Origin of the sequence: endosymbiont of Ridgeia piscesae, from assembly GCF_001443665.1 — a bacterium.
In the GTDB taxonomy this organism is placed as follows: domain Bacteria; phylum Pseudomonadota; class Gammaproteobacteria; order Chromatiales; family Chromatiaceae; genus Endoriftia; species Endoriftia persephonae.
On record NZ_KQ557116.1, the window covers coordinates 24252 to 49993 of the forward strand.

Annotated in this window: 23 protein-coding genes; 14 read left to right on the plus strand and 9 right to left on the minus strand. The window is 60.7% G+C overall.

Translation table 11 applies throughout. The features are described from left to right. Position 1: 1 nt before the first annotated feature. On the minus strand, positions 2 to 496 hold the full coding sequence (locus Ga0074115_RS01285) for an LPS-assembly lipoprotein LptE (protein ID WP_057957329.1): 495 nt from the start codon (positions 494 to 496) through the stop codon (positions 2 to 4). 113 nt (positions 497 to 609) lie between these two features. Next, positions 610 to 3204, minus strand: coding sequence for a leucine--tRNA ligase (gene leuS / locus Ga0074115_RS01290; protein WP_060528130.1), 2595 nt, complete (start codon positions 3202 to 3204; stop codon positions 610 to 612). A 161-nt stretch (positions 3205 to 3365) separates the two neighbouring features. On the opposite strand from leuS, the gene Ga0074115_RS01295 reads away from it, so the two are divergent. Next, a complete protein-coding gene (locus Ga0074115_RS01295; protein WP_057957174.1) occupies positions 3366 to 3887 on the plus strand; it encodes a zinc ribbon-containing protein in 522 nt (173 codons plus the stop codon). 46 nt (positions 3888 to 3933) lie between these two features. Here Ga0074115_RS01295 and Ga0074115_RS01300 read toward each other — a convergent pair whose 3' ends face one another. Beyond that, positions 3934 to 5172, minus strand: a complete 1239-nt coding sequence (locus Ga0074115_RS01300) for a glycosyltransferase (protein WP_006475815.1) — start codon at positions 5170 to 5172, stop codon at positions 3934 to 3936. Positions 5173 to 5646: 474 nt separating this feature from the next. On the opposite strand from Ga0074115_RS01300, the gene Ga0074115_RS01305 reads away from it, so the two are divergent. The 8 genes from Ga0074115_RS01305 to yihA all read left to right on the plus strand — a co-directional run bounded on the left by Ga0074115_RS01305 (position 5647) and on the right by yihA (position 12501). Next, positions 5647 to 5994 (plus strand): hypothetical protein, encoded by a 348-nt coding sequence (locus tag Ga0074115_RS01305; RefSeq protein WP_006475816.1) that lies wholly within the window; start codon positions 5647 to 5649, stop codon positions 5992 to 5994. Between the two features lie 42 nt (positions 5995 to 6036). Next, positions 6037 to 7293: a 6-phosphofructokinase gene (locus tag Ga0074115_RS01310; RefSeq protein WP_057957172.1), complete on the plus strand. Its 1257-nt coding sequence runs from the start codon at positions 6037 to 6039 to the stop codon at positions 7291 to 7293. A 188-nt stretch (positions 7294 to 7481) separates the two neighbouring features. Beyond that, positions 7482 to 9515 (plus strand): sodium-translocating pyrophosphatase, encoded by a 2034-nt coding sequence (locus Ga0074115_RS01315; protein ID WP_060528131.1) that lies wholly within the window; start codon positions 7482 to 7484, stop codon positions 9513 to 9515. 171 nt (positions 9516 to 9686) lie between these two features. Beyond that, positions 9687 to 10235 (plus strand): inorganic diphosphatase, encoded by a 549-nt coding sequence (gene ppa / locus Ga0074115_RS01320; RefSeq protein ID WP_057957170.1) that lies wholly within the window; start codon positions 9687 to 9689, stop codon positions 10233 to 10235. 35 nt (positions 10236 to 10270) lie between these two features. Beyond that, positions 10271 to 10801 carry a metallophosphoesterase family protein gene (locus Ga0074115_RS01325; protein WP_057957169.1) on the plus strand — a complete coding sequence of 177 codons (531 nt, stop codon included), beginning with the start codon at positions 10271 to 10273 and terminating at the stop codon, positions 10799 to 10801. 14 nt (positions 10802 to 10815) lie between these two features. Then, on the plus strand, positions 10816 to 11295 hold the full coding sequence (gene moaC / locus Ga0074115_RS01330; RefSeq protein ID WP_057957168.1) for a cyclic pyranopterin monophosphate synthase MoaC: 480 nt from the start codon (positions 10816 to 10818) through the stop codon (positions 11293 to 11295). A gap of 98 nt (positions 11296 to 11393) precedes the next feature. After that, positions 11394 to 11846 (plus strand): bacteriohemerythrin, encoded by a 453-nt coding sequence (locus Ga0074115_RS01335; protein ID WP_005966420.1) that lies wholly within the window; start codon positions 11394 to 11396, stop codon positions 11844 to 11846. A gap of 49 nt (positions 11847 to 11895) precedes the next feature. Further along, positions 11896 to 12501, plus strand: coding sequence for a ribosome biogenesis GTP-binding protein YihA/YsxC (yihA, locus tag Ga0074115_RS01340; RefSeq protein WP_057957167.1), 606 nt, complete (start codon positions 11896 to 11898; stop codon positions 12499 to 12501). Between the two features lie 355 nt (positions 12502 to 12856). Here the strand turns inward: yihA and polA are convergent, their stop codons facing one another. The 3 genes from polA to truC form a co-directional block, all read right to left on the minus strand. Then, the gene (gene polA / locus Ga0074115_RS01345; protein ID WP_060528132.1) at positions 12857 to 15568 is read right to left on the minus strand and encodes a DNA polymerase I; all 2712 of its coding nucleotides are present in this window, start codon (positions 15566 to 15568) and stop codon (positions 12857 to 12859) included. Between the two features lie 75 nt (positions 15569 to 15643). Beyond that, positions 15644 to 17512, minus strand: coding sequence for a biosynthetic arginine decarboxylase (gene speA, locus Ga0074115_RS01350; RefSeq protein WP_087959708.1), 1869 nt, complete (start codon positions 17510 to 17512; stop codon positions 15644 to 15646). Between the two features lie 38 nt (positions 17513 to 17550). Continuing rightward, a complete protein-coding gene (gene truC, locus Ga0074115_RS01355; protein WP_057955704.1) occupies positions 17551 to 18312 on the minus strand; it encodes a tRNA pseudouridine(65) synthase TruC in 762 nt (253 codons plus the stop codon). A 269-nt stretch (positions 18313 to 18581) separates the two neighbouring features. On the opposite strand from truC, the gene Ga0074115_RS01360 reads away from it, so the two are divergent. The 3 genes from Ga0074115_RS01360 to Ga0074115_RS01370 all read left to right on the plus strand — a co-directional run bounded on the left by Ga0074115_RS01360 (position 18582) and on the right by Ga0074115_RS01370 (position 21116). After that, the gene (locus Ga0074115_RS01360; RefSeq protein WP_057955703.1) at positions 18582 to 18749 is read left to right on the plus strand and encodes a TfoX/Sxy family protein; all 168 of its coding nucleotides are present in this window, start codon (positions 18582 to 18584) and stop codon (positions 18747 to 18749) included. Positions 18750 to 18889: 140 nt separating this feature from the next. Next, positions 18890 to 19750: a polyamine aminopropyltransferase gene (gene speE, locus Ga0074115_RS01365; RefSeq protein ID WP_057955702.1), complete on the plus strand. Its 861-nt coding sequence runs from the start codon at positions 18890 to 18892 to the stop codon at positions 19748 to 19750. 280 nt (positions 19751 to 20030) lie between these two features. Continuing rightward, entirely contained in the window at positions 20031 to 21116 is a 1086-nt protein-coding gene (locus Ga0074115_RS01370) for a GGDEF domain-containing protein (protein WP_232432844.1), read from the plus strand. A 99-nt stretch (positions 21117 to 21215) separates the two neighbouring features. On the opposite strand, the gene Ga0074115_RS01375 is transcribed toward Ga0074115_RS01370, so the two are convergent. The 3 genes from Ga0074115_RS01375 to Ga0074115_RS01385 all read right to left on the minus strand — a co-directional run bounded on the left by Ga0074115_RS01375 (position 21216) and on the right by Ga0074115_RS01385 (position 23566). Next, positions 21216 to 22478 (minus strand): ammonium transporter, encoded by a 1263-nt coding sequence (locus Ga0074115_RS01375; protein ID WP_057955700.1) that lies wholly within the window; start codon positions 22476 to 22478, stop codon positions 21216 to 21218. A 26-nt stretch (positions 22479 to 22504) separates the two neighbouring features. Further along, the gene (locus Ga0074115_RS01380; protein ID WP_057955699.1) at positions 22505 to 22843 is read right to left on the minus strand and encodes a P-II family nitrogen regulator; all 339 of its coding nucleotides are present in this window, start codon (positions 22841 to 22843) and stop codon (positions 22505 to 22507) included. 66 nt (positions 22844 to 22909) lie between these two features. Next, positions 22910 to 23566 (minus strand): TorF family putative porin, encoded by a 657-nt coding sequence (locus tag Ga0074115_RS01385; protein ID WP_057955698.1) that lies wholly within the window; start codon positions 23564 to 23566, stop codon positions 22910 to 22912. A gap of 302 nt (positions 23567 to 23868) precedes the next feature. Between Ga0074115_RS01385 and Ga0074115_RS01390 the strand changes: the two genes are divergently transcribed. Together Ga0074115_RS01390 and Ga0074115_RS01395 are read left to right on the plus strand one after the other, a co-directional pair. Next, a complete protein-coding gene (locus Ga0074115_RS01390; RefSeq protein WP_057955697.1) occupies positions 23869 to 24123 on the plus strand; it encodes an accessory factor UbiK family protein in 255 nt (84 codons plus the stop codon). Positions 24124 to 24217: 94 nt separating this feature from the next. Then, the gene (locus tag Ga0074115_RS01395; protein WP_057955696.1) at positions 24218 to 25741 is read left to right on the plus strand and encodes a YifB family Mg chelatase-like AAA ATPase; all 1524 of its coding nucleotides are present in this window, start codon (positions 24218 to 24220) and stop codon (positions 25739 to 25741) included. Position 25742: the final 1 nt, after the last annotated feature.

Below are 25742 nucleotides of genomic sequence, written 5' to 3' on the forward strand. Positions count from 1 at the left end.
GCTAGAGCCGGGCCTGCAGCTGGCGCAGGATCTGTCCAGCCAGGTTGCGCCGCATCTCCTGCTGCACCAACGCCGCCTCATTGCGTCGCCCCAGCTCTTCGGTGCCGTTGTAGATCAGCTGGCGCAGCACCTGCAAACTCTGGGGTTCGATCCGCTGCTCGCCTGTTGCTGCAGTCACCTGGTACTCCACTGTCAGCTTGAGCTCATACTCCAGCGCCTTGCCGTTGGCATCCACCGACAGGGCCCGGTATTCGATCTGATCCTTCAGCACCTGCAGATGGTGTCTCGCCGCTGCTTCGCTGGCAGCCAGCTTCGCACCGGAGGCGCTCAGCTCCTGACGCAGCATGGCTGCCAGGCTGGCGCGGCCAGCATCCCCCTGGATGTAGAGCCCATCCAGATTCGGCGTTGCCTGCTGGTAGCCCTTGAGATGGAAGCCGCAGCCGCTCAGCAGCAAGACAAGCACTACCCACAGGACAATCCGGTAATGACGTTTCATTGAGATCTACCCATCCTCACCATGCTGAACTTCAATCATCCGTAGGAGCACCGCTTGCGGCGCGATTCGCACAATGAGATGTTCGCGCCGCAAGCGGCGCTCCTACTGCCAGATCACTTGGCAACTATGTTCACCAGCTTGTTGGGCACCACGATCACCTTGCGCACCGTCGCCTCGCCGATGAACTTCTGCACGTTGTCGTTGGCCATCGCAGCCACCTCGACAGCAGCCTTATCGGCATCGGCGGGCACCTGGATCTTCGTCCGCACCTTGCCATTGACCTGCACCACATACTGAATGCTCTCCTGCTTCAGCGCCGCCTCGTCAACCCGCGGCCAGCCGGCAGCGAGGATATCGTCACCGTAACCCAATCCGCGCCAGAGGTGGTGGGAGATGTGGGGAGCGATGGGGCCAAGCAGGCGCAGCACGATGCTGAGGCCTTCGTGCAACACCGCCCGATCAACCGCCTTGTCGCCCAGCTTGTAGAGGCTGTTGACGATGGTCATGCAGGCGGAGACCACCGTGTTGAACTGCTGTCGGTCGAAGTCGTAGAGCGCCTTCTTCAGCGTCTCGTGCAGCTCGCGGCGGGCATCTTTCTGTGCATCTCCCAGCACAGGATCGGAGTCGTTGGACGCTGAAGCGTCCAACGACTCCGATCCCTTTTGTGCCAGCGCCCAGAGGCGTTTAAGAAAACGAAAGGAGCCCTCCACCCCCTCGTCGTTCCACTCCAGAGACTGGTCTGGCGGTGAGGTGAACATGGTGTAGAGACGCACCGTGTCGGCACCGTAACGGTCGATGAGGGTCTGCGGATCAACACCGTTGTTCTTCGACTTCGACATCTTCTCGATGCCGCCGATCTCCACCGACTGACCGTCAGCGGCAAACTTCGCACTGAGTGGACGCCCCTTCTCGTCCCGCTCCACCTCGACCTCTGCCGGGTTGTACCAGTGCTTGGCGCCGCTGGCTTCGTCGCGGTAGTAGGTGTCGGCCACCACCATGCCCTGGGTCAATAGCTTGCGGAACGGCTCGTTACTATTTATCAGCCCCGCATCCCTGAGCAGCTTGTGGTAGAAGCGAGCGTAGAGCAGGTGCAGCACCGCGTGTTCGATGCCGCCCACATAGTGGTCGACTGGCAGCCAATAGTCGGCCCGCTCGTCGAGCATGGTCTCGGCGCCGGGGCAAGTGTAACGGGCGTAGTACCAGCTCGACTCCATGAAGGTATCGAAGGTATCGGTCTCGCGCCGCGCCGCGCCGCCACATTCGGGGCAGCTGCATTTGGCGAATTCGGCATCGGCCTTGATCGGGTTAATGGTGTTCTCGTCGTAGACGATATCTTCCGGCAGAACCACCGGCAGATCCTCGAGAGGCACCGGCACAATACCGCACTTCTCGCAGTGGATCATCGGGATCGGCGTGCCCCAGTAGCGCTGGCGGGAGACCCCCCAGTCGCGCAGGCGGAAGTTTTTGGTCTTCTCCCCCTTGTCACGCGCCTGCAGCCACTCGGCGATGGCGTCGAAGGCCACCTCGGAAGTAAGGTCGTTGAAGGGACCAGAGTCTTTGAGTACACCCTTGTCGGTGTAGGCGGCGGCCTGAATGTCGACCTGTGAACCATCGGCAGGGTGGATCACCTGCTTGATCGGGATGCCGTACTTGCGGGCGAAAGCGTGGTCACGCTCATCGTGGGCGGGCACGGCCATGACGGCACCTGTACCGTAACTCATCAGCACGAAGTTGGCCGCGTAGATCGGCACCGGCTCGCCGCTCACCGGGTGGATGGCGTTGATGCCGAGCGGCATGCCCTTTTTCTCGATGGTCTCCAGATCCGCCTCGGAGGTGCCGCCCTGGCGGCACTCGTCGATGAAGGCGGTCAGCTCTGGGTTGCCTTCGGCGGCCTGCAGTGCGAGTGGGTGCTCACCAGCAACCGCCACGTAGGTAACGCCCATGAGGGTGTCGGGGCGGGTGGTGAAGATGGTGAGAGTTTCGTCGGAGGTGGCGCTCTCAATACCGAACTCCATCTTCACGCCGTAGGAACGGCCGATCCAGTTGCGCTGCATGGTGCGCACTTGGTCGGGCCAGCCTTCCAGGTTGTCGATCTCATCCAGTAGCTCGTCGGCGTAGTCGGTGATCTTGATGAACCACTGGGGGATCTCACGGCGTTCCACCAGCGCCCCGGAGCGCCAGCCGCGACCGTCGATCACCTGCTCGTTGGCGAGCACGGTCTGGTCCACCGGATCCCAGTTGACCACCGCGTTCTTGCGGTAGACCAGACCTTTTTTATAGAGCTCGGTGAAGAGCCACTGCTCCCATTTGTAGTAGTCGGGCTTGCAGGTGGCCAGTTCGCGATCCCAGTCGTAGCCAAAGCCGAGACGCTTCAGCTGGCCCTTCATGTAGTCGATGTTGTCGTAGGTCCAGGCCGCCGGCGCCGCCCGGTTCTTGCGCGCCGCGTTCTCCGCCGGCAGGCCGAAGGCGTCCCAGCCCATCGGTTGCAGAACGTTCTTGCCCTGCATCCGCTGGTAGCGGGCGATCACATCGCCAATGGTGTAGTTGCGCACATGGCCCATATGCAGCTTGCCGCTCGGATAGGGGAACATGGAGAGGCAGTAGAACTTCTCCTTCGCCGGATCTTCACTGACGGTGAAGCTCTTTTCGCGCTCCCAGTGGGACTGGACGGCCGCCTCGATCGCGGCGGGATCGTAATTTTTCTGCATGATCGGGTCTGAATTCTGTCAACAACGGGGAATCGCGGAAGCATACCCCAGCGACGCCCAATCCTGAAGCCGTTGCCCGCCGGATTTGCCATCCACCAGCTTTGATCCATTATTCTATAGAAGTACGATGACAAAAGGGCTACCCGCCCGGGGAGAGAGCAATGACAGATTCAGGTAACAAGGCCCCACTCGACCGGCTCACAGAGGCCTATGAGAAGATGCTTGAACAGGTTCACGATGCCTACGAAGTCACTAGGGAGAGCGCCCTGCCCGGACTCAAGGAGTATCTGTCGGATGCCAGAGAGAAGGTGGTGGAACTGGGCGAACTGACCCGCGAGGAGGCAGACAAGGTGGCTGGCTATATCGAACGGGACATCAAGGACGCCGCCCACTATCTGCGCGATACTGGCGAGCAGATCTCCACCTGGTGGCGCTTCGATCTGCACCAAGTGGAAGACCGGATCGCCGAGACGTTCAGCAAGGTCGCTGACCAGACCAGGCTGGAGTTGGGCAAACTGGCGAAGCGGGCCGAACAGGCATCCACCTACCACACCGGCGAGATCACCGGCCCCGGCACCCTGGTCTGCACCAACTGCGGCAAGCAGATGCACTTCCGCAAGGCGGGCCACATCCCACCCTGCTCAGGCTGCCGCAGAACCGAGTTCAAGCGCTCAGAGGAATAGCCCGGACGGCGTATCGAGAGGGGTTGGAGCCCGACCGACAGCGAACCTATTCGCTGGCTGGGGTAGTCGCCTGCATCAGGGTTTCGAACTCACGCTGCCACTTGCCCGCCACAGCATCCACGCTGGAGTAGTCGATGGATGCCTGGCGGGCGTTGCTGGAAAATCGCTGCCACATTTCAGCATCGCTGAGCAGCGCATCGATGTGTTTCGCATAGCCGTCGATGTCGTCAGGATCGACCACAAAGCCGTTGTTCTCACTGTCGGCCAGATCGGCCAGGTCGCCCACATCGCCCACCACTGGCACCACACCCGACATCATCGCCTCGATCATCGCAATCGACAGCCCCTCCCAGCGCGAGGTAAGACCGAACACCCTGGCCTTGGCGAGCAGATCGGGGACATCGCTGCGCTTGCCCATGAAGTCGATGCGCTCACGCACCCCCAGCTCATCAGCCAGCGCCTCCAACTCGGCCCGATCGGGGCCATCGCCCACCATCGCCACCCGCATCTCGGGATGGTTCTGTGCGACCTTGGCCACCACCCGCACAAAGCGGTCCGGGCGTTTATATTCGCAGAGTCGGCCCACTGAGATCAGATCGATTTCGCGCTCGTCAAAACCGACGCTGTCGGCTGGCGCCGCCATGCTGCCAGTGATGATCGCCATCTGTCGCTGGTAACCCAGCTCACGCACATAGGCCTCCGCCTTACGCCCGCGCACGATCACCAGATCAAACTCACGGGTCGCTGCGTGCACCGCCTTCTCGATCGATTTAGAGGGCCCACCGAGTGCGGTCAGCACCACATTCTCGGCATTCCAGCCGCCGCCTTCCAGCTCCAGCGGACCAGAGGTGACCTGAAAACCAGCGGGGCGATTGAACAGGCGCGCCGCGATCAGGGCGATGATCGCGGAGGGGAAGATGTGGTAGCCCATATAGAGGTCCGGCCTGTGGCGAAAACCGCAGACGATCGACCAGACAAACTTGGCGCCGGCACGGCTCAGCAGCTTCTGCATCAACTGCGGCGGGCATTCGTAGACGACCCCGTCCATCGGCGCCACCATCTCGTCGGTGATCAGCACCACCTCATCGACCCCCGATTTGGTGAGCGGGGTCAGGTGGGCGTGGAACCAGTTGGGGTTGTGAAAGGTGCCGATCACCAGGATCCTGCCAGAGCGCTTCCAGCCGCCACCACCGCGCCGTGGAATCAGCTTGGAGAAGAGCACACTCGCCCAGTAGACGAGGAAGAGCACGACTGTTGCAACGATCCTGCGCAGCTGTTTTTTCATCGGCCAGACAATCCTTAAATTATTAGTCCGGCAATCCTTTACCTCGTATCGTAGGTTCGGCTTTAGCCGAACAAGTCCGACTGATACCCAAAGGGCTCAACGAGTCGGGCCTACACACGATCTATTTGGCTGCCGGGTTAATATCATGGGGAGACGCGGTGATGCCAGCTCCAAGCCAGACCTGCAGCTCTCCCTACCCTTGAAACAAAACGCTTGGAGTATGCCGACGTGCCACCCCTTTGCCAACATCGGTGCACCTAAACGAGAAACGCGGCGCTTTACGCGCCGACCTGCAACGGGGCCGCCGATAATTAACAAAATCCATGCCGCCATCCAAGTTTTGGATTAGCCGCCGCAACACAGCTTCGGTAAGCTCAGCCACATTTCACCTTAGAGTCGGCAAGACGCCTATCCCAAAATGCCCTGTTTTGGATTAAGCTTCGGCGCCGAGCAACTGACTGCAGACCGAATCCCATGCTGGAAATCCCAGACATTACCGACACCGAACACTGGACCCTCGAGACCACCCTGAAAGAGCGCTACGGCCACAAGGTGGAGATCCAGCTGGCCGACGCCGAGATCCGCCTAACTCCCTCTGACAAGGAGCTCACCAGCTGCCCAGTGATCGTCTGGATCGAAGAGGGCTGCAACTTCGTGGTGTTCAAGACCGGCGACCGCAAATACCGCTGCCAGTTCTTCTACCGCGGCTATCAGCAGTACGGCACCGGCGTACACGAATACGACGACCTCACCGAATGCATCGTCTCGCTGCTGCAGACCCAGGCCGACTACGAGGCCAAAGAGCGCGGCGACCTTAAATAACCAAACCCAAGTTACTGTTTCAATCAACAGGGAGTCATCTCCATGACAGCAAAGAATGCCTTCTACGCCCAATCCGGCGGTGTTACCGCCGTGATCAACTCATCCGCCTGTGGCGTGATCGAGACCTGCCGCAAGCACTCAGACAAGATCGCCAACGTCTATGCCGGTCGCAACGGCATCATCGGTGCCCTGACCGAAGACCTGATCGACACCAATCAGGAGTCCGCTGAAGACATCGCCGCGCTGAAGACCACTCCCTCTGGTGGTTTCGGCTCCTGCCGCTTCAAGCTGAAGAGCCTGGAAGACAACAAGCGCGAATACGAGCGTCTGATCGAGGTCTTCAAGGCCCACAACATCGGCTACTTCTTCTACAACGGTGGCGGCGACTCCGCTGACACCTGCTATAAGGTCTCCCAGCTCTCCGAGAAGATGGGCTACCCGGTGCAGGCGATCCATGTGCCGAAGACTGTCGACAACGACCTGCCGATCACCGACAACTGCCCCGGCTTCGGCTCGGTGGCCAAGTACATCGCCGTCTCCACGCTGGAGGCCTCCTACGACGTACGCTCGATGGCCGCCACCTCCACCAAGATATTCGTCATCGAGGTGATGGGGCGCCACGCTGGCTGGATCGCCGCTGCCGGCGCCCTGGTCGAGGACTACGGTATTCCGGTCGTGACCCTGTTCCCGGAGATCGAGTTCGACAAGGAGAAGTTCCTCGCCGCAGTCGACGCCAAGGTGAAGGAGCATGGCTACTGCACCGTCTGCGTCTCCGAGGGCGCACACTGGCCCAATGGCACCTTCCTCGCCGAGCAGGGCACCCGCGACTCCTTCGGTCACGCCCAGCTAGGTGGCGCGGCACCGATCGTCGCCAACATGATCAAGGACGCCCTAGGCCACAAGTTTCACTGGGCGGTGGCCGACTACCTGCAGCGTGCAGCACGTCACCTGGCCTCCGAGTCCGATGTCGCACAGGCCTACGCCCTGGGCCAGGCCGCGGTCGAAAAGGCTCTGGAAGGCAAGAACTCGATCATGCCCACCGTGGTACGTGAGTCTTCCACTCCCTACAAGTGGAGCATCGGCGAGGCCCCCCTGAGCGAGGTCGCCAACGTCGAGAAGATGATGCCGATGGACTTCATTTCCGAAGATGGCTTCGGTATCACCGACAAGTGCAAAGAGTACCTGTACCCGCTGATCAAGGGCGAGGCCTACCCCGAGTATGACGACAACGGCATGCCCAAGTACGTCACCATGAAGGGAGCTGCGGTACCGAAAAAGCTGGCAGAGTTCGATCTGTAAACTCCAGCCAACCAAAGGGGAGCCATTCAGCTCCCCTTTTTTCTGTCTGTTTGATCCTGATCAATGCTGAACTAATTGAGAATATTAGAGAGTATTGAGCTTCTGTCTTTTGGGCAGACCAACAGCTCTAACCACTATTCCGCAATACAAAACATTACCGATTTTTTACTTGTTATGAGGACTGCACCGTGAGCACTGAACTTATCTTCGCCCTGGCCTGCGCCGCTGCCGCACTAGCCTATGGGTTTGTATCCGTCAAATGGATACTCGTACAGCCGGAAGGCAACGAGCGCATGCGTGAGATCGCCGCTGCCATACAGGAGGGCGCCAGCGCCTATCTTAACCGCCAGTACACCGCCATCGGTATCGTCGGCGCTGTTATGCTCGTCATTCTTTGGGCCGCCCTGGGTGCGGCCACTGCAATCGGCTTCGCCATCGGTGCAGTCTTCTCTGGTGCCGCCGGCTATATCGGCATGAACATCTCGGTACGCGCCAACCTGCGTACCGCAGAAGCCGCCAATAACGGCCTCAACGCCGCACTGCAGATCGCCTTCCGCGGTGGCGCCATCACCGGCATGCTGGTTGTCGGCCTGGGTCTACTGGGTGTGGCCGGTTACTATGCCATCCTCAGTCAGATGGGCGTCGCCGACAGCGACGCACTGCACGCTCTGGTCGGTCTCGCCTTCGGCGGCTCGCTGATCTCCATCTTCGCCCGTCTCGGCGGCGGCATCTTCACCAAGGGTGCGGATGTGGGCGCCGACATCGTCGGCAAGGTTGAGGCAGGCATCCCCGAGGACGATCCACGCAACCCGGCAGTTATCGCCGACAACGTGGGTGACAACGTGGGTGACTGCGCCGGCATGGCAGCCGACCTGTTCGAGACCTACGCGGTAACCGTGGTCGCCACCATGCTGCTGGGCAGTCTGCTGGTCGCCGGCAACAGCGCCGCTGCCATCACCTATCCGCTGGTACTGGGTGGCGTCTCCATCATCGCCTCCGTGATCGGCACCTACTTCGTCAAGGCAAATGAGGGCGACACCAAGATCATGATCGCGCTCTACAAGGGGCTGGCGGTCGCCGGCGTCATCGCCGCGGTGGCCTTCTACTTCGTCACCGACTACATGATGAAAGACGTGATTATCGAAGGCGTGACCAACCCGACCATGGCACTCTTCGGTTCCGCCATGATAGGGCTCGTGTTGACCGCCGCGATGGTGGTGATCACCGAGTACTACACCGCCACCGAGTTTAGCCCGGTGCGGCACATCGCTGAAGCCTCCACCACCGGTGACGGCACCAACGTAATCGCTGGTCTGGGCGTCTCCATGAAGTCCACCGCCGCTCCGGTACTCGCCGTGTGCGCCTCGATCTGGGGTGCCTACGACCTGGCTGGCCTCTACGGCATCGCCGTGGCCGCCACCTCGATGCTCTCCATGACCGGCATCATTGTCGCCCTCGACGCCTACGGCCCGATCACCGACAACGCCGGTGGTATCGCCGAAATGGCTGAGCTGGACGAGAAGATCCGCAACATCACCGATCCGCTGGATGCCGTGGGTAACACCACCAAGGCGGTGACCAAGGGCTACGCCATCGGTTCCGCCGGTCTGGCCGCGCTGGTGCTCTTTGCCGACTTCACCCACAGCCTGGACTCTGCCGGCAAGCTGGTCAGCTTTGACCTCTCCAACCACATGGTCATCATCGGCCTCTTTATCGGTGGTCTGGTGCCTTACCTGTTCGGTGCGATGGCGATGGAAGCCGTGGGCCGCGCTGCTGGCGGTATCGTCAACGAGGTTCGTCGCCAGTTCCGCGAGATGCCAGGCATCATGGACCACAGCCAGAAACCAGACTACTCCAAGGCCGTGGACATGCTGACCAAGGCCGCCATCAAGGAGATGATCATCCCCTCCCTGCTGCCCATCGCGGTGCCAGTGATCGTCGGCCTGACCCTGGGTGCCCAAGCACTGGGTGGCCTGCTGATCGGCACCATCGTCACCGGCCTGTTCGTCGCCATCTCCATGACCACCGGCGGTGGCGCATGGGATAACGCCAAGAAGTATATCGAGGATGGCCACTTCGGCGGCAAGGGCTCCGATGCTCACAAGGCAGCGGTTACCGGTGACACCGTAGGCGACCCCTACAAGGACACCGCCGGCCCTGCCGTCAACCCGCTGATCAAGATCATCAACATCGTGGCACTGCTGATCGTGCCGCTGATCTGATCCCACTCTGGGGCGCTCTGCGCCCCACGCTATAGAGAGAGGCCGGCTTTGCCGGGCTCTTTTTTTCTCCGCTCAAACCCTTTCACTCAAAGGGCTTAATCTTCCCCACCCTGGTACCCGGACAAGGAGGCTGCGTATAATGGCGACTTTATAAATTTAAAGGACGCTAATATGAACCTGGACAGAGTCAGCTCCGGCGCCAATGTCCCTAACGATATCAATGTCATTATCGAGATTCCGGCGCACTCCGACCCAGTCAAATATGAGCTGGATAAGGAGACCGGTGCGATGTTTGTCGACCGCTTCATGTCCACCGCCATGCACTACCCCTGCAACTACGGCTATGTGCCGCACACCCTGTCGAAGGATGGCGACCCGGTCGACGTGCTGGTGCTCACCCCCTATCCACTGATCTCCGGCTCGGTGATCAAGTGCCGCCCGATTGGCGTGCTGAAGATGAAGGACGAATCGGGAGACGATGCCAAGATACTGGCCGTGCCGATCGACAAGCTCTGCAAAAGCTACCGCTCGGTGCAGACCTTCCGCGACCTGTCTGGCGAGGAGCTGAATCGCATCTCCCATTTCTTCGAGCACTACAAGGATCTGGACGAAGGTAAGTGGGTGCGCGTCGACGGCTGGTACGGCCTCGATGAGGCAAAGGCAGAGATCATGGAGAGCGTGCAACTGTACAAGGATGCACCCGAAAAACCCAATTTCTAAGACCTACACGCAGCGCTCCCACGATCACCACACATATGAAAGTCTGCATCCTCTCCGATAGCCACGACCACATCCCGCTGCTCGACGCCGCGGTGGCAGAAGCCAAGAGCCACGGCGCCGAGGCGGTGCTGCACTGTGGCGACGTAGTCGCTCCAAGCACCCTCAACTGCCTCGCCAAGCATGACCTGCCGGTGCATGTCATCCACGGCAACAACAGCGGCGACCTCTACACCCTGGGGCGACTTGCCAACCAGCCCAACACCCACATCCACTACCATGGCATGGATGCTGGAGTGGAACTGGCCGGCAAGCGGATCTTCCTGGTCCACTATCCTCACTACGCCCGCGCCATGGCCGCCACCGGCGACTGGGATCTAGTCTGCTGCGGTCACAGCCACAAGCTCAAATTCGAGGAGCTGGCCAACATCAAGGGCGGCACCACCCCGCTGATCAACCCCGGTACCATCGGCGGCGTCGGCCGCGCCCCTGCCACCTACGTGATGGCCGACCTGGAGAGCATGCAGTTCGAGGTACGTGAGGTCGCCAAGTCGCTTGAACATCTGTAAACCGAGTAACCAGCATGTCTGACCTGACCCACTTCAACGCAGCCGGCGAGGCCCATATGGTCGATGTCGGCGACAAATCGGTCACCCACCGGGTGGCCGTCACTGAAGGCCGCATCAGCATGCTGCCCGAGACCCTCGAACTGATCATGCAGGGCGGCCACAAGAAGGGCGACGTACTCGGCATCGCCCGTGTCGCTGGTATCATGGCCGCGAAGAAGACTGCCGACCTGGTGCCACTGTGCCACCCGCTAGCGCTTACCAAGGTCAATATCGAGCTGAGCGCCGAACCCGAGAGCACTAGCGTCTACTGTCAGAGCCGGGTCGAAACCCGCGGCCAAACCGGCGTCGAGATGGAGGCGCTGTGCGCCACCCAAGTGGCACTGCTAACCATCTATGATATGTGCAAGGCGGTCGACCGCGGCATGACCATCGACCAGGTGCGCCTGTTGGAGAAGGCCGGCGGAAAATCGGGGCACTGGAGACGAGAAGATTGACCTGCATCGCAAGGGAACCGTGAAACACGGGGCAATTCACACACTTTTATCGACTTTTAGGCCAAAATATCCCACAAAACTGGTCTGAGGAGAGAACAATGGCTGCCTTTGTAGAGTGGTCCGATACCCTGAGTGTCGGCATCGAAGAGATCGACGCGCAGCACAAGGTGCTGGTCGATATGATCAACCGGATGCATGATGCAATCCACAAACGCCAGGGAAGCGAAGTTGTTAAAGAGATTCTCGGTGAGCTGGCGGACTACACCCGCATCCACTTCGCCGTTGAAGAGAGTCTGATGCGCATCCTCAACTATCCTGGTTACGACGCACACAAGGAGATTCACGAGGAGTTGCTCGGGCACGTCATCGAGTTGGTGGAGAAGGTCGAATCGGGCAAGACCGCGATCGGCTTCGAACTGATGCACTTCCTCAAGACCTGGCTCACCAAGCACATCATGGAGGAAGATATGCAATACACCGCACACTTCCTTGCCGCCGGCGCTAACCCCCGCGTAACAAAAAAATCCTGGATCAAAAAGCTTTGGGGATAGCCCCACTCCGGGCGTCTGCCGACGCTCGGGCCGTCCCCCCTGAAAACCTATGAATCCCTTCTACCACCGGGCACGCTTTCTCAAGAGCGCGGCCAAACTCAGTCAGGCACCAGCCGACCAGGGCATTGAAGTCGCCTTCGCCGGGCGCTCCAACGCCGGCAAGTCGAGCGCACTCAACCTGCTCTGCAACCAGAAGAGCCTGGCACGCACCTCCAAGACCCCCGGTCGCACCCAGCTGCTTAACTTCTTCAGCCTCGACGAGCAGCGCCGCCTGGTCGACCTACCTGGCTACGGCTACGCTAAGGTCGCTGAACAGGTCAAGACGATCTGGCAGAGCGCCTTGGCCGACTACATCGCCCAACGGGAGTGCCTGCGTGGACTGATATTGATGATGGATGTCCGCCATCCGCTGAAGAAGTTCGATATCCAGATGCTCGAATGGAACATCCACCACGGCCTGCCGACCCACATCCTGCTAACCAAGGCGGACAAGCTGAAGCCCGGTGCGGCGCAGCGCACCCTGCGCAGCGTGCAGGAGGAGCTGGCGGAATTCCCCGAAATCACGCTGCAGCTCTTCTCCTCCCTCAAACGCCAGGGCATCGACGAGGCTCACGAAGTGCTGGATATCTGGTTTGATCTGCCCGTAAAGGGATAATCTGCCACACAAAAGAAAGCCCCGACAGCCCAAAGGGGAAAAAGCTGTCGGGGCTAGATGCCTCCCCAGATGGGGTCACCGGGGAGTTCGGGCCGCCTTAGTAGGGACCGGCCCTGTCGTCATGACTAAACTGTACGACCCGGCAAAAACAGATAAGTTCACTCGAATATTGCATTCTGCCAATTGGCCGTCTGAAGGCACCATCACTGTCTCAATCAGCAGCGCGACCAATACCTCGAGGATCAGCTAGTTCGAACAGGCCGAACCAGAGTGCGGCCACCGCAAGCACTGCATAGACCCGCATACCACTCCGCGACCGCGCGGGAACAGGCTCACCCTCTTCGCACCCGTTGCCTTAGTGGGCCTCATCCCAGTTATCACCGATCCCTACCTCCACCAGCAGCGGCACCGCCAGCTCAGCCGCTGACTCCATACAATCACGCAGGTGCTGGCAGGCCATTTCGAGAAAGCTCTCCTGCACCTCCAGCACCAGCTCGTCGTGGACCTGCATCAGCAGCCGCAGCGGCGGCCGATCTGCCTCGATCCAGCCATCCACCGCCAACATCGCACGCTTGATGATGTCCGCCGCGGTACCCTGCATCGGTGCATTGATCGCGGTGCGCTCCGCTGCGCCGCGGCGTGGCCCGCGGGCCTTGATATCGGGCAGATAGAGGCGCCGGCCAAACAGGGTCTCCACGTAACCCTGCTCACGGGCCTGCTCACGGGTGCGTTCCATGTAGGCCGCTACCCCAGGGTAGCGGGCGAAGTAGAGATCTACATACTCTTGCGCCTCGCTCCGCTCAATCCCCAACTGCTTGGCCAGACCGAAGGCCGACATGCCGTAGATCAGGCCGAAGTTGATCGCCTTGGCGGAGCGACGCTGCTCACTGGTGACCGCATCCAGGCTCTCACCAAACACCTCGGCGGCGGTGGCACGATGGATATCCTTACCCTCGGCAAATGCCTGCAGCAGCCCCGCGTCGCCAGAGAGGTGCGCCATGATACGCAGCTCGATCTGCGAGTAGTCCGCCGCCACCATCTTCCAGCCAGGCTCGGGCACAAACGCCTGGCGGATACGCCGCCCCTCCGTGCTGCGTACCGGGATGTTCTGCAGGTTGGGATCGGAGGAGGAGAGCCGTCCGGTGGCGGCCACCGCCTGATGGTAGGAGGTGTGGACCCGGCCGCTATCCGGATCGACCATCTCCGGCAGCTTGTCGGTATAGGTGGACTTGAGCTTGGCCAAGCCACGATGACGCAGGATCAGCGCCGGCAGCTCATGACCCTGTTCCGCCAGCTCCTGCAACACCGACTCGGCGGTGGATGGCGCGCCTTTCGGTGTCTTGGCGATCACCGGCAGCCCCAGCTCCTCGAAGAAGATATGGCCGATCTGCTTCGGCGAGGCCATGTTGAAGCTGTGCCCGGCAAGCTCATGGGCCTGCTGCTCCAGCTGGTGCATGCCCTGCGCCAACTCCTGGCTCTGCGCCTTCAGCATCACACTGTCGATGCGCACCCCGTTGCGCTCGATGCGTGACAGTACCGGCACCAGCGGCACCTCCAGATCGGTGGTGAGGCTCGCCAGAGTCGGCTCGGCTTGCAGCCTCGGCCAGAGGGTCTGGTGCAGGCGCAGGGTGATATCCGCATCCTCCGCCGCGTAGGGGGCGGCGCTCTCCAGCGGGATCTGATCGAAGGTGAGCTGCTTCTTGCCCTTGCCCTTGCCCTTGCCCGCGACATCCTCGAAGTGGATAGTGTCGTGGTGTAGATACTTCTTCGCCAGCGAGTCCATGTCGTGGCGACTAGCGGTGGAGTCGAGCACATAGGACTCGAGCATGGTGTCGAAAGCGATGCCGCGCAGCTCGATGCCATAGCGGGCCAGCACGCTCATATCGTATTTGAGGTTCTGCCCGACCTTCTTCTGTTCAGGATCCTCCAGCAGCGGCTTGAGCTGTGCCAGCACCCAGTCACGATCCAGCTGATCCGGCGCCCCCGGATAGCGGTGTGCCAGCGGCAGATAGGCGGCCCGGCCCGCCTCCACCGCAAATGAGACGCCAACGATCTCCGCCTGCATGTAGTCGAGGCTGGTGGTCTCGGTATCAAAGGCGAACAGCTCAGCCTGTTGCAGTCGCACCAGCCAGTCGGCAAGAGCGCTCTTGCTGAAGATCGTCTCATACTCCACCTCAAGCGCCGGCTCGGCCGGCCCCGCCTCAGTGGCCTCCCCAGCCTCCAGGGTCGACAGCAACCGATTCGACTCCATGCGGCTGTAGTGTTGCCGCAATATCTCGCGGTCCGGCTCAGTGGGGCGGTAGCCATCCGGCCCCTGCTCCAACGCTACGTCGAGCTTGATGGTGGCGAGCTGGCGCGACAGCGGCAGCTGCTCCAGGCTGGCGCGCAGGTTCTCGCCGATCTTGCCCTTAATCTCGTCGGCGTGGGCGATCAGGTTGTCCAGATCGCCATACTGCCCGAGCCACTTAGCGGCGGTCTTGGGGCCGCACTTGGGTACGCCGGGGATATTATCGGCACTGTCACCCACCAGTGCCAGGTAGTCGATGATCTGCTCCGGGGCGACACCGAACTTCGCCACGACTCCATCCCGGTCGGTATAGCTCTCCGACATAGTGTTGATCAGCGCCACCTGCGCGTTGACCAGCTGCGCCATATCCTTGTCGCCGGTGGAGATCAGGGTCTGCATACCCAGCTGTGCCGCCTGCTGCGCCAGGGTGCCGATCACATCATCCGCCTCGACCCCTGGGATCATCAGCAGCGGCAGCCCCATCGCACGCACGATCTGGTGCAGCGGCTCGATCTGCTGGCGCAACTCCTCCGGCATCGGCGGCCGATTGGCCTTGTAGTCCGGGTAGAGCTGGTTGCGAAAGCTGCCGCCGGGAGCGTCGAACACCACCGCCATGTGCTCTGGCTGGTAGTCGTCGATCAACCGCCGCAGCATATTGATCACACCCACGATCGCGCCGGTCGGTTCGCCTTTTGAATTAGTCAGCGGCGGCAGGGCGTGGAAGGCACGGAACAGATAGGAGGAACCATCGACAAGAATGAAGGGTTTTTGTTCAGACATCGGCGCAGGCGTGGTAAGGAAACGGGGGAGAGATGTTAGCCCAGGCACTGCGGAAAGGCGATGCAGGTAGTGGGCTTAATCTTCCAGATAAGTGTAGCCGTAGAGCCCCGACTTGAGCTCGGCAAAGAAGTGGTCGCGCTGCGCCTTGTCCAGCCCTGCCTGGTTGAGGCGGGTGCGCAGGGCGATCTCCATCGCCCGGGGGTCAAAGTGCACATAGCTGAGCAGCTCGTCCACCGAATCGCCCCGCTCCGGCTCCAGCAGACGGTAACCACCCTGACCATCGAGCTCCAGATTCACCGCGTCGCTGTCACCGAATAGGTTGTGGATGTCGCCGAGGATCTCCTGATAGGCGCCGAGCAGAAAGATCCCCAGATAGTACGCCTCGCCGGCCCGCGGAGCGTGTACCGGAAGGCTCGCCTCGACCCCGTCCTGCTCCACATAGTGCTCGATACAACCGTCGGAATCACAAGTCAAATCGTGCACCACGCCGCGCCGCTCAGGAACCTCATCCAGCCGCTGCAGCGGCACCACCGGAAATATCTGCTCGATCGCCCAGGCATCCGGCATCGACTGGAACAGCGAAAAGTTCAGAAACAGCTTGTCGGCCAGCAGCAGATGAATGCGTTCGATCAGCTCACGCTGACGCCGTGAGCTGTAGGCGAGCCGCGGCTGCAGTTCACGGCAGATGGCGTAGAAGAGCTGCTCGGCCCGGGCCCGGCCAGCCAACGACAGCGCACCGAGTTCGAATTCGCGGCGCGCCTGATCCAGCAGCTCCTGGGCCTGCTCGAACAGCTCGAGGGGCGAAGCCTCTGAACCCAATAGCTGCGACAGTTGCGCCAGCACCGGCAACGTCTGATCCGACTCGGCTGGCGTCACCGCCGCTCCTGGGGCGGCCTCCCGGTCGATCAGGTTGCTGATCAGCAGCGAGTGGTGGGCGGTCAGCGCCCGACCCGATTCGGTGATGATCGCGGGGTAGACCAGCGACGCCTCACGGCAGGCCTCGGCGATCGCCGCCACCACCACCTCGGCATAGGCTTCGACGCTGTAGTTGATCGAGCTGAAGTGGCGCGTGCCCGAGCCTTCGTAGTCGACACCCAGGCCACCGCCCAGGTCCAGGGTATCGATCGGCACCCCCAGCTGCGAGAGTTCGACGAAGTAGCGCGCCGCCTCACGCAATCCCTTGCGGATATCGGCCAGGTTGGGGATCTGCGAACCCAGGTGCACATGCAGCATCTGCAGCCAGGGGATGCCGCCAGCCTGCTCAAGTCGCTCGACCAGGCTCAGCAACTGGGCGGCGGAGAGGCCGAACTTGGCACGCTCACCACCGCTGTTCTGCCAGTTGCCAGCCGCCGAGACCGCCAGCCGCACCCGCACCCCCAGCAGCGGCTCGATGCCGAGTCGCGCCGACTCTTCCAGCACCAGCTCCAGCTCCTGGGGTTTTTCGATGACGATGTAGAGCCGCAGCCCGAGGCGCCGGCCGATCAGAGCGAGGCGGATATACTCCCGATCCTTGTAGCCGTTGCAGACCACCAGCCCACCCGGCCGAGCCAGCGACAGCGCCGCCATCAGCTCCGGTTTGCTGCCCGCCTCCAGGCCGGTGGCGCCGTCGGCGACGATCTGCTCCACCACACTGCGCTGCTGGTTGACCTTGATCGGATAGGCGGTGGTGTAGTTGCCGCTGTAGGCCTGCGTCTGTTGCGCCTGCTCGAACGCCGCGCGCAGTCGTCGCACACGATCACGCAGGATGTCGTTGAAGCGCACCAGCACCGGCAGTGAGAGGCCCGCCTCATGCAGCTCATCCACCAGCTGACGCAGGTCAATCTCCACCAGCTGCTGCGGATCGGGTCGCACCGCTAGGTGGCCATCTTCATTGACACAAAAATAACCAGCCCCCCAGCGGGGGATGGCATAGAGCGCTTCAGAATCGGAATGGTCAGGCTGCATGGCGTGCATTATGCGTTAAACGGCCACGAAAATGTAGGTTATTTGTCGCCATCAGCAGCCATCAGCCTTTCTGCCAGGACCTCGCTCCAGGCCATACCATGCACGACCCGAGTGAAGGCCGGGTCGAGTTCGGAGGTCAGGCGCATCGGGACATCGCTCAGCGGATGGCGAAAGCACAGTGTCACCGCCGTCAGCAGCAGCCGGCGGCAATCGAACAGCCGCTCGAAGAGCCGATTGTGGCGTGATTTGCCGTAGCTGGTGTCACCGATGATCGGGTGGAAAATATGCTTCATGTGGCGGCGAATCTGATGCTTGCGGCCGGTCTCTGGGCAGAGCTCAAGCAACGCGTAGCGACTGCTCGGGTAGCGATCAACCCGGTAGGGCAGCTCGGCAGTGGCGAGGCACCGGTAGCGGGTTACGGCCGGCTGGGCTGGTTTGTTCTGACGGGCGCGCCGATCGGTCATCTTGTCAAGCAGCTCTTTCAGCGGGTAGTCGATCACCCCCTGCTGATCGGGGTGGCCACGCACCACCGCCAGATAGCGCTTTTCCACACCCCGCCCCTCGAACTGCTCACTGAGCCGCTGTGCCACCTCTGAGTTGAGGGCAAACAGCAACACCCCGGAGGTCGGCTTATCGAGCCGATGCACCGGGTAGACCCAGCGCCCCAGCTGGTCGCGTAACAGCTTCATCGCCGAACGGGTCTCGTGCCGATCCACGAGACTGGGATGCACCAGCAACCCCGCGGGCTTGTTGATCGCAACGATTGCCTGGTCCTGGTAGATGATCTCTAATGGCCCCATTCACTATCGCCTTTGGTGACTCCGTGATGAGCGGCCACAGACTACTGCAAATGTGACAGGGGAGCGATCCCCGCTCGCTGGGGCGGGTCGATGAGGTGATCAAGCTGGTACGGGACCACCCATCAAGCCCAGGAGACCGCCGGCCCGGCAGTGCAGACCCGCTCCCGCAAGCGACTCAGGCAACTCGATCATGTCCGTCAGTGAATACGACTCGGACTATATTCGCGAACAGCTGCCCCCCCTCGGCACGATTCAGGTTCGCCGTATGTTTGGCCTATTGCGACGGTCTGCTCTGCGCCATCCTCGACGAGGATAGCCTCTACCTGAAAGCCAATGACGCCAGCAGTGAGCATTTCCGCCAGGCATCTCAGTCGTCCTTCAGCTACCAGCGCAAGGATGGCAAGCGGATCAGCATGAAATTTTATCCGCCCCGGTAGAAGCGTTGGAAGATCAGGAGCAGTTGCTAGCCTGGTGCCGGGGCGCCATTGAGGTTGCGCAAAAGAAGCGCTAATGACACTCTAGCTGCCCACCAGATTTGGGCGGAATGTCCTGCCAGATAAGAGTTGTGGAGAGAGCGATGGCCGACAACGAGCAGTGGTTTACCGAAAAGTGTGAAGAGGGCGGCAACGCCTTCGGCCTGCGCATCAAGGGTAAGCTGCATGAAGAGCAGTCCCGCTACCAGAAGATCGAGGTCTATGAGACTACCGACTGGGGCAACCTGATGGTGCTCGACGGCTACACCATGGTCAGCAGCCTCGACAACTTCCTCTACCATGAGATGATGGTCCACCCGGCTCTCTTCATCCATCCGGCGCCACAGCGGGTGGCAATCATCGGCGGCGGCGACTGCGGCACCCTGCGCGAGGTGCTGAAGCATCCGGAGGTGAAGCAGGTCACCCAGATCGATATCGACGAGCGGGTAACCCGGGTCTCTGAGCAATTCTTTCCGGAGCTGTGTGAGTCCAACCAGGATCCGCGTGCCGAGCTGCTGTTCATCGACGGCATCGAGTGGATGCAGCAAGCAGAAGCTGGCTCACTCGACATCATCATCGTCGACTCCACCGACCCGATCGGCCCCGGCGAGGTGCTCTTCTCAGCTGATTTCTACCGCGCCTGCCAGTGCGCCTTGGCGGATGGCGGCCTGATGATCCAGCAGAGCGAGTCGCCGCTGATCCACCAACTGATCATCCAGCGCATGTACCGCAATCTACACGACAGCGGCTTCAGCGACGTCAAGAGCCTGTTCTTTCCCCAGCCGATATACCCGAGCGGTTGGTGGAGCGCCACTTTGGGACGCAAGGGGGCGGCGATCGAGGGCTTCCGCGAACAGGATGTGGCGCAGCGCAACTTCGAGACCCGTTACTACAACAGCGATATCCACCGCGCCGCCTTCGCCGTTCCCGAATTTTTCCGCAAAATACTCGAGCCACAGAGCTGACCGGCACTGCGGGTAATATTAAGCGGATCGGGGATTAACGACGCTCCCACAACCCCGCTAGCCTTCATACTCATGAAGTGGTTCTGTAGCCAACAGAATCGCAAATCCTCTTCGTGCCGGGTGAGGTCGGCACTTCCAGCCTGGTGAGGGCATGTTTTCGGCTAAAGATGCCGCATCTCCAGCCGAAAATCACCCTAAGGGGCGGTGCCAAAGAATCACCTATCCTGACGCGCCTGGGAAATCATCAGCCGACTGACAATTCAGCCAAGCCTGATTAAAAATGAACAAAATATCACCTTGTCAAATTCTCGACCCCATCGAGACCGCCCAGAGTCGCAACCGGGCAGCGATGGAACTCCTGCAACAGCACCAGATTCCGCCCAGCCCGGTCTGCTACGCTGTGGCCTACGAATACGTAGCACAACGGACTCCAACCCTGAATCAGGCACTTGATCAACATCTCGAAAAGCACGGCAGCCTTAATCCCCACCTGCTCAGGGAGTTCTTCGAGACGCACTTCGAGGCCGGTACTGAACTACAGCTTGACGATCACATCGCCAGCCTGCATGACACCCTCTATAAGGTGCTGGAAGGGGTTTCCAGCGCCTGTCATGGCATCAGCGACTTTGGCCGACTACTTGAAGGGCAGATGGAGTCACTGCAGGGGCAGACCGACCTTGGCAGCGTTCGTCGCATCGCCGACACTCTGCTGCAGGCCACCAACCAGGCGATTTCCAATAACCAAAAGATACAGGACAACCTAGCGTCAGCCGAACGCAATACCACAGAGCTGCGGAATCAGGTCGAACAGCTACGGGAGGAGGCACACCGGGACAGCCTGACCGGTCTCTATAACAAGAAGGTCCTCAATCAACGCCTTAGCCAGTGCATTGAAAACAGCATCGAGAGCCAGACAACGCTGTCAGTACTGATGCTCGACATCGATCACTTCAAGCATTTCAACGACAGCTTCGGCCACCTGATCGGTGACGAGGTAATCCGGCGCGTCGCTCAGACATTGCAGCAGAGGGCGCGGAAGAATGACATCGCCGCCCGTTATGGCGGTGAAGAGTTCACCCTGGTGTTACCAAATACCTCACTTGAGGATGCGATCAAGGTGGCGGAGATGATACGGAGCACAGTCGGCAAACTGGTGCTGGTGAGAAAGAGCACCAAGGAGAAGCTACCCGGCATTACTATCTCGGTGGGTGTTGCCAGCCTACACCCGGATGACTCCATAGAGACTCTACTGGAACGTGCCGACCAGGCACTCTACTACGCAAAAAACCACGGTCGTAACTGCACCATTGCCGAATCGCTGCTCATCACCGAGGCTGACAGCAACAACCAGAAGATCGCTCACTGAACCGGCTTGCAGCAGCACATCGGCTGCGCCTGACACACAAAAAAAGGGGTGCCAATGGCACCCCGAAAGTGAGAGAGGTCTAATTATTTAATATCGGGATCAGCGACCCGCACCGTGTGAGCCAGTGAACTCGGGGTAGGCCTCCAAACCACACTCGCCGATATCCACGCCTTCGTACTCCTCCTCCTCACTGACACGGATTCCCATCACAAGCTTGATGATCAGCCAGACGATGAAAGAGGCGCCGAAGGTCCAGGCGAAGATGGTGCCCAGGCCTAACAACTGAGCCCCCAGGGTCGCATCAGGATTAGAGAGCGCTACCGCGAGCAGGCCCCACATACCGACCACACCGTGTACCGAGATGGCACCCACCGGATCGTCGATCTTCAGCTTGTCCATAAAAATGATGGAGAAGACTACCAGCACACCGCCGACTGCGCCGACGATGGTCGCCAGCAGCGGAGTCGGAGTCAGCGGTTCAGCGGTAATCGCCACCAGACCGGCCAGCGCGCCGTTGAGCGTCATGGTCAGATCGGCCTTGCCGAACAGTGCACGTGCAGTCAGCAGCGCGGCAATCACACCACCGGCAGCGGCAGCGTTGGTGTTGACGAAGACCATAGCCACCGCATTCGCCTCTTCGATGTTGGAGAGCTTCAGCTCAGAGCCACCATTAAAGCCGAACCAGCCGAGCCACAGGATGAAGGTACCCAGGGTCGCCATCGGCATGTTGGCACCCGGAATGGCGTTGACCCGCCCATCGGCCGTGTACTTGCCCTTACGTGCGCCAAGCAGCAGCACCCCGGCCAAAGCCGCAGCAGCGCCGCACAGATGCACCACGCCGGAACCTGCGAAGTCACTGAAGCCAGCGGCATCCAGGAAACCGCCACCCCACTTCCAGTAACCCTGTAGCGGGTAGATAAAGCCGGTCATCACTACCGAAAAGGCAAGAAAGGCCCACAACTTCATGCGCTCCGCCACCGCACCGGAGACAATCGACATGGCAGTGGCGACGAATACCACCTGAAAGAAGAAGTCGGACATGCCCGAGTAGTAGGTCTCGCCGTTGCTCTTCAGCACATCATCGACACTGTTGTCACCGCCGAACATAAATCCCAGATCAAGCGCCGGGATAAAACCGTTGCCGCCATCCGGATACATGATGCCGTAGCCCACCAGCATGTACATGATGCAGGCAATAGCGAACAGGGTGATGTTTTTGGTCAGGATCTCGGCAGTATTCTTGGCCCGCACCAGGCCGGCCTCAAGCATGGCGAAGCCTGCTGCCATCCACATTACAAGTGCACCAGATACCAGAAAATAGAAGGTATCGAGCGCATAACTAAGCTGTGTGATCGCTTCCACGATTGTCTCCTCCAGAAGAGTTGCTCTTAGAGCGCTTCGCTACCGGTCTCGCCAGTACGCACTCGCACTGCCTGTTCCAGTGGCGTCACAAAGATCTTGCCGTCACCGATCTTGCCGGTCTTGGCCGCACCGGAGATCGCCTCCAGCACCTGATCGACGACACCGTCATCCACCGCAATCTCGACCTTGATCTTGGGCAGAAAATCGACGACATACTCGGCACCACGATAGAGTTCGGTATGGCCCTTCTGGCGACCGAAGCCCTTTACCTCGGTCACAGTGATGCCGGTGACGCCGATATCAGAGAGCGCCTCCCGGACATCATCGAGCTTGAAGGGCTTGATGATTGCAGAAATCATTTTCATGCTGTTTTCTCCTCAATGGGTGGAGCTGCAGCTGCGCTCCACCCTTGATTGTGTTGAACCGGGGCTTTAGAAGGATTTGCTCCAGGAGACCAGCGCACGCATATCCTTATCGGCACCAGCGGTGGCGTCGGTATCAGAGAGGGTGAAGGTCACGTCGCCATAGTCACCGGCGCTCTTGGAGAGGTCGATCTGATAGTGGGTCAGGTCATCACTGCCGGCGGCATCGTAGTCGTAGACACCGATAGTGCCGCCGATCGAGAAATCCTGGGGCAGATCAAAGCTGGCACCGACGAAGTAGTAGAGATCGCCTTCAGAGGGATCGTTGTCAGCGGAGACAGTGTAGGCCAGGCCGGCGTTTACAAACATGAAGCTGGCGTTGGCGTAGACCTCAGCAAAATCCGCATCCGCATCATCTTTATACATGTAGTAGATAGCGCCCAGATCGTAACCGAAGTCACCCGCCTCGCCGGCAAAACCACCATAGAAGTCGAGTTCAAAACCATCGGTGACATTAGAGGCCCAAGTGCCCAGGTAGATGCCGCTATCGAAGCCCGCATCCACGCCACCGGAGATGGCGGCACCGTCAGAGGTCTGGGTCATGCCGCGCCAGATGTAGTTGCTGGTGGCACCGACATTCATGCTGACTTCCGTCTCAGCCAGGGTCTGGGTGGAGGCAGCAATCATCGCAACACCGCATGCCAGGGTTAGTTTTTTCATCTTCATTTCGCTACTCCTAAAATCTCTTGCCGTTTGTAGTGAGTTGTATTTGTTCAGCGCAAAAAACCAGAGGTTCCCGCTTACAGCCACTTTTAGCAGAAACCGTGCCAATTCGATAAACATCTGCATAAACAATACGTTATACATCTATTTCTATTTTTTCTCCGCATCACGCAAAATGCGTCGCACCAAGATGCGGCACCGTGACAGGGCGCGCATCCCCGCCTCGCACCAAATTGATGCATTAGAGGCCGGAGAGTGAAGCAGCTATCTGGACAACAAAACGCCCGCTGGGCTAAGGTGTGCGCATGTTCGACCCTAAACTTATCGATGAGCTGGCTGAACGCCTCGCCGGCAGCGTCCCCGGGGGGATTCAGCTCCTGCAGGCGGACCCGCAGAAGAATCTTCGCGCCACCCTAGAGGCGGGGCTGACCCGCATGAATCTGGTCACCCGTGAGGAGTTTGACGTACAGCGCGCAGTACTGACACGCACCCGCGAGAAACTGAGCCGGCTGGAAGCTGAGATCAGGGAGCTGGAAGCGCAGATCGCCAAGCGCAGCTAGGAGCCTCTGAACGAGGCTGGGCGAGCAGCCTTGCGGCCCAAATTCATTCAGAGGCGCCTTAACCTCACCCCACCCACTACCAAGGAAGGTAGGCATGTCACTGGCCATCCTCTATTGCCGCGCCCAGGTTGGTATCCAGGCCCCTCTGGTCACCGTCGAGGTCCATCTGGCCAACGGCCTGCCCGCGCTCTCCATCGTCGGCCTGCCCGAGATGGCAGTGCGTGAAAGCAAGGAGCGAGTGCGTGGCGCGCTGCTCAATAGCGGCTTCGAGTTCCCGGCACGGCGCATCACCATCAACCTAGCCCCCGCCGACCTGCCCAAGGAGGGCGGCCGCTTCGACCTGCCTATCGCCCTCGGCATCCTTGCCGCCTCCGGGCAACTCCCGAAAAACATTCTGCAAGAGTATGAGTTTCTCGGCGAACTAGCCCTCTCCGGCGAGCTGCGGCCAGTCCGCGGCACACTGCCCGCAGCCATCGCCGCCAGATCGGCACAGCATCAGCTGATCCTGCCGCGCACCAACCTGCCTGAGGCACAGCTGGTGGAGGGGCTGCAAGCCTTCCCTGCCGAGCATCTGCTGGCAGTCTGCGGCCACCTCACAGGGACACAGCCGCTCGCTTCAGATGAGCCTGGCGCACCACCGACCACCATCGAACCGACAACCCCCGATCTCGCCGAGGTGATCGGCCAACCGCAGGCCAAGCGCGCCCTGGAGATTGCCGCCGCCGGCAACCACTCACTGCTGTTTATCGGTCCGCCCGGCACCGGCAAGTCGATGCTCGCCAGCCGCCTGGCTGGCATCCTGCCGCCACTCTCCGAGACCGAGGCACTGGAAACCGCCGCGCTGCACTCCATCAGTGGCAACGAACCTGATCCACGCAACTGGCGCCAGCGTCCATTTCGCAGCCCCCATCACACTGCCTCCGCGGTGGCCCTGGTAGGCGGCGGCAGCAACCCCAAACCAGGCGAGATCTCACTGGCCCACAACGGCGTGCTGTTCCTCGACGAGCTACCGGAATTCGAGCGCCGGGTATTGGAGGTGCTTCGCGAACCCATTGAGAGCGGCCAGATCACCATCTCCCGTGCCGCCCGCCAGGCCAGCTTCCCCTCCCGCTTCCAGCTGATTGCCGCTATGAACCCCTGCCCCTGCGGCCATCTCGGGGATGGCTCCGATCGCTGCCACTGCAGCGCAGAACAGATCAGCCGCTACCGCGCCCGCATCTCCGGGCCACTGCTCGACCGCATCGACCTGCAACTGGAGGTGCCCCGCCCCGACCCGCGCCTGCTACTCCAGCGCCACATCGATGGCGAAGAGAGTAGCCTGCAGGTACGCCAGCGAGTCGAGCAGTGCCGCCGACGTCAACTCGATCGTCAGGGCACCACCAACAGCCGACTGGCCGGCCGTCAGCTCGAGCGCCACACAGCCCCGGATCCGGCCGGCCATCAGCTGCTGCTGCGCGCGATGCAGCGTCTCGGCTTCTCGATGCGTGCCTACCACCGCATTCTCAAAGTAGCCCGCACCATTGCCGACCTCAATCAGGCGGATCAGATCGGCGTCCACCACATCAGTGAGGCGATCACCCTGCGACGCCTCGACCGTCGCGATACAGCTGCCGTTTAAC

Coding starts and splice junctions, on each gene's coding strand:
- Ga0074115_RS01390 (WP_057955697.1), top strand. CDS start 23,869: ATGTTCGACCCTAAACTTATCGATGAGCTGGCTGAACGCCTCGCCGGC.
- Ga0074115_RS01380 (WP_057955699.1), bottom strand. CDS start 22,843: ATGAAAATGATTTCTGCAATCATCAAGCCCTTCAAGCTCGATGATGTC.
- polA (WP_060528132.1), bottom strand. CDS start 15,568: ATGTCTGAACAAAAACCCTTCATTCTTGTCGATGGTTCCTCCTATCTG.
- yihA (WP_057957167.1), top strand. CDS start 11,896: ATGAATCCCTTCTACCACCGGGCACGCTTTCTCAAGAGCGCGGCCAAA.
- Ga0074115_RS01335 (WP_005966420.1), top strand. CDS start 11,394: ATGGCTGCCTTTGTAGAGTGGTCCGATACCCTGAGTGTCGGCATCGAA.
- Ga0074115_RS01295 (WP_057957174.1), top strand. CDS start 3,366: ATGACAGATTCAGGTAACAAGGCCCCACTCGACCGGCTCACAGAGGCC.
- Ga0074115_RS01325 (WP_057957169.1), top strand. CDS start 10,271: ATGAAAGTCTGCATCCTCTCCGATAGCCACGACCACATCCCGCTGCTC.
- moaC (WP_057957168.1), top strand. CDS start 10,816: ATGTCTGACCTGACCCACTTCAACGCAGCCGGCGAGGCCCATATGGTC.
- Ga0074115_RS01300 (WP_006475815.1), bottom strand. CDS start 5,172: ATGAAAAAACAGCTGCGCAGGATCGTTGCAACAGTCGTGCTCTTCCTC.
- speA (WP_087959708.1), bottom strand. CDS start 17,512: ATGCAGCCTGACCATTCCGATTCTGAAGCGCTCTATGCCATCCCCCGC.
- truC (WP_057955704.1), bottom strand. CDS start 18,312: ATGGGGCCATTAGAGATCATCTACCAGGACCAGGCAATCGTTGCGATC.
- Ga0074115_RS01395 (WP_057955696.1), top strand. CDS start 24,218: ATGTCACTGGCCATCCTCTATTGCCGCGCCCAGGTTGGTATCCAGGCC.
- Ga0074115_RS01285 (WP_057957329.1), bottom strand. CDS start 496: ATGAAACGTCATTACCGGATTGTCCTGTGGGTAGTGCTTGTCTTGCTG.
- Ga0074115_RS01370 (WP_232432844.1), top strand. CDS start 20,031: ATGAACAAAATATCACCTTGTCAAATTCTCGACCCCATCGAGACCGCC.
- ppa (WP_057957170.1), top strand. CDS start 9,687: ATGAACCTGGACAGAGTCAGCTCCGGCGCCAATGTCCCTAACGATATC.
- leuS (WP_060528130.1), bottom strand. CDS start 3,204: ATGCAGAAAAATTACGATCCCGCCGCGATCGAGGCGGCCGTCCAGTCC.
- Ga0074115_RS01305 (WP_006475816.1), top strand. CDS start 5,647: ATGCTGGAAATCCCAGACATTACCGACACCGAACACTGGACCCTCGAG.
- Ga0074115_RS01385 (WP_057955698.1), bottom strand. CDS start 23,566: ATGAAGATGAAAAAACTAACCCTGGCATGCGGTGTTGCGATGATTGCT.
- Ga0074115_RS01310 (WP_057957172.1), top strand. CDS start 6,037: ATGACAGCAAAGAATGCCTTCTACGCCCAATCCGGCGGTGTTACCGCC.
- speE (WP_057955702.1), top strand. CDS start 18,890: ATGGCCGACAACGAGCAGTGGTTTACCGAAAAGTGTGAAGAGGGCGGC.